Source organism: Mycobacterium sp. TH-M15, from assembly GCF_057473705.1.
In genome coordinates this window covers 1-3,599 of record NZ_JBYCLB010000383.1, presented here as the reverse complement: position 1 = coordinate 3,599, position 3,599 = coordinate 1, and the positions used below count along the sequence as shown (strand labels likewise).

At 67.6% G+C, this 3,599-nt stretch carries 2 protein-coding genes; both read right to left on the bottom strand.

What is annotated here, in order from left to right:
* Positions 1-442: 442 nt before the first annotated feature.
* On the bottom strand, positions 443-880 hold the full coding sequence (locus tag AC2VNT_RS09400) for an acyl-CoA thioesterase (RefSeq protein WP_486946600.1): 438 nt from the start codon (positions 878-880) through the stop codon (positions 443-445).
* Positions 877-3,599: NAD-glutamate dehydrogenase domain-containing protein (locus AC2VNT_RS09395; protein ID WP_486946599.1), on the bottom strand; the 2,723-nt coding region annotated here is incomplete at its 5' end. The genes AC2VNT_RS09400 and AC2VNT_RS09395, both read right to left, overlap by 4 nt.

Here is a 3,599-nt window from a genome sequence, read left to right as displayed (position 1 = left end):
CTGTTCGTGGCCAAATCCAGCGCCTGCCGCACCGTGCCGACCGACGCACAGATGACCCCTTTCGCCTCAGCCTTATTGTGGCCAGTGGTCAACTCGTCACTCGCCGGCTTAAACCAGCCGATTACCGCAAGAACCACGCCCAGCAACGCGGTCACCAACGCAGCCAGCGGCATCCACCCCGGGAGCCGGCCACCCACGTTCGGCGAGGGCGTGCGCCGCCCACGCGGTTTCGCCGGTGCGGGCGATGCGACCGCCCCGGCCGCCTGGTCATAGTCAGCTATATCGTCAGTCATGGCGGGGATACTAACGCACCACCGGCGGCACCTCGGCGCTCTTCGCCGAGCGAGGTACCGACGTATTTCAGCTTGATCTCTGCAGTACCCAGCCGCTCCGTCGGCCGTCCGGTGGGCCCACCCTGCCCGCCGCACCGGACCGGCATCTCTCAGCGCAGCCAGCGCTGCAGGTACTCGCGGTGCGCCGGCGATAGTCGCACCAGCTTCTCTTCGGTGATGTTGACGGCGGCCAGCTGCGTCTCGGCGATCACCGACGGCTTGGTGTCCGGCGGCGCATGGGCCGGACGGACCTCGTAGCCGATGGTGAAGTCGACCGCACGCAGCCGGGTCACCCACATCAGCACCCGCAGCGGCGAATCGATCAGCCGCAGCTGCCCTTTGTAGCTGATCCGCACGTCGGCGATGAGCAGGCCGATGGTGGCGATGTCGACGGCGAACGCCGGCGACAGGAACGGGATACGCGCCTCCTCCAGCAGGGTGACCATGGTCGCGTGGTTGACGTGCTGGTACATGTCGATGTCCGACCAGCGCACCGGAACCGACGCGACGAAGCCCGCCGCCGGGTGCCGCTGCTTCGGCTCGCTCACCCCGACGACCCGCTGCCGCTGGCCCGGGTCATGCTGCGAATCTGTCGCGCCGCCACCGACAGCACCGCCAGATCCCGCTCACCGGACTCGTAGATCTCGGTGAGCGTGCGACGCGCGCGCTCCACCCGCGATCCGTTGAAGTGCTCCCACTCGGCGATCTTCTGCACCCCGTCCTCGTCCGGCTCGCCCACTGCGAGTACGTCCATGCACAACGACCGCAGCGACCCGTAGATATCGTCGCGAATCGCCAGCCGCGCCAACGCATGCCAGTGATTGTCGCGGGGCAGCGCGGCGACCGCGGTGAGCAGGCCGTCGGTGCCGAGCCGGTCCATCAAGGCAAAGTAGGCATCGGCCACCTCGGCAGCATCGCGATCGACGATGTCGGCGATGTCGATGACGTCCAGCAGGCTGTAGCGGTACAGAGCGGTCGCGATGCCGACGGCGAGATCCTCCGGGACGTTCTGGTCGGTGAACTCGGCGACGTGCTTGGCGACGATCGCCTCGTCGTCACCGCGCAACCATTCCAGCAGCCGCGGCGTCAGCGCACTGACCTGATCGGCGAACCGGTTGATTTCGGCACCGACCGCCAACGGTTGCGGACGATAGTTGAGTAGCCACCGCCCTGCGCGGTCGATCAGTCGGCGCAGCTCCAGTGTCATCCGGTCGGAGACCGCCGTGGACAATCGCCGGTCTTCGCCCGCGGCCCGGATCTGTCGCCACATCGCGCCCACGCCGAAGATCGCATCCGTTGCGACGTAGGCGCGCACCGCATCCACCAGCCCGACACCCACGTCTTGGGTGACCCGGTAGGCGTAGGTGATCCCGCCGGTGTCCACCGCGTCGTTGACCAGCATGGTGGCTACGATTTCGCGGCGCAGCTGGTGTGACCGGATCTCGGTCGCGAACCGCTCACGCAGTGCCGTCGGGAAGTAGCTGGGCAGCCGGGCGGCGAACACATCCTGGTCCGCCAGGTCGGTGGCGAGCACCGCGGCTTTGAGGCTGAGCTTGACGTGCGCCATCAGGGTCGCCAGCTCCGGTGAGGTCAGCCCGATTCTGGCATCGGCTCGCCGCTGGATCTCCTTCTCCGACGGCAGCGCCTCCAGCTCGCGGTTGAGTCCGCGATCGACCACCAGGTGCCGGATCTGTTCGGCGTGCACCGGCAGCATGCTGGCGGCGTTAGTTCGGCTGGTGCCCAGCAGATCGTTCTGGTCGACGTTGTCGCGCAGCACCAGCTCGCTGACCTCGTCGGTCATCGACGCCAGCAACGCGGGTCGGTCGGCCGGGTCGACCTTGCCGGCGATCACCAGCGCATCGATCAGGATCTTGATGTTGACCTCGTGGTCGGAGCAGTCGACCCCGGCGGAGTTGTCCAGCGCGTCGGTGTTGATCCGCCCGCCGGACAGGTCGAACTCCACCCGGCCCCTCGACGTGACCCCGAGGTTTCCGCCTTCGCCGACCACCTTGGCGCGCACCTGGTTGCCGTTCACCCGCACCTGATCGTTGGCGCGATCGCCGACGTCGGCATCGGATTCGGCCTCGGCTTTGATGTAGGTCCCGATGCCGCCGTTGAACAACAGATCCACCGGAGCACGCAGAATCGACCGGATCAGGTTGGGCGGCGACATCTCGGTGACGTCGCCGTCGATGCCGAGGGCGGCACGCACCTGGGGGGTGATCGGGATCGCCTTCTGTTCTCGGCGGTACACCCCGCCCCCGGCGCTGATCAGCGATGTGTCGTAATCACCCCAGCTGGACCGGGGTAGGTCGAACATCCGCTGGCGTTCGGCGAAGGATCTCGCCGGGTCGGGGTCCGGGTCCACGAAGACGTGCCGGTGGTCGAAGGCGGCGACCAGGCGGATATGCGGGCTGCACAGCATGCCGTTGCCGAACACGTCGCCACTCATGTCGCCGATCCCCACCACGGTGAAGTCCTGGGTCTGGGTGTCCACGCCGATCTCCCGGAAGTGCCGCCGCACCGACTCCCAGGCGCCTTTGGCGGTGATCCCCATCTCCTTGTGGTCGTAGCCGACCGATCCGCCGGAGGCGAACGCATCACCGAGCCAGAATCCGTACGACATGGCGACGTCGTTGGCGATGTCGGAGAACGTCGCGGTGCCCTTGTCGGCGGCAACCACCAGATAGGCGTCGTCGCCGTCCCGGCGCACCACCTCCGGCGGGGCGCCGGTCTTGCCGGTCGCGTGGTCGACGTTGTCGGTGAGATCCAGCAGACCGGAGATCAACAGCTTGTAGCAGGCGACGCCCTCGGATCGGGTGGCGTCCCGGTCGGCGGCCCGGTCACCGGTGGGCACCGGTGGCCGTTTCACCACGAACCCGCCCTTCGCTCCCACCGGGACGATGACCGCGTTCTTGACCTCTTGTGCCTTCACCAGGCCCAGAATCTCGGTCCGGTAGTCCTCCCGACGGTCCGACCAGCGCAGCCCGCCGCGGGCGACGTACCCGAATCGCAGATGCACGCCCTCGACCCGCGGCGAGTAGACGAAAACCTCGAATTTCGGCCGGGGCAGCGGCAGTTCGTCGATCAGCTGGGCATCGAGCTTGAGCGCGAGCACATTCTGGCTGCGTGCCGAAGCTTCCCGGGTGACGAAGTAGTTGGTGCGCAGCGTTGCCTGGATCAGCGAGGCGAACGCCCGCAGCACCCGGTCGGTGTCCAGACTCACCACCGCGTCGATGTCGGCGGCGACGGCGGCCGCAGCCGTCT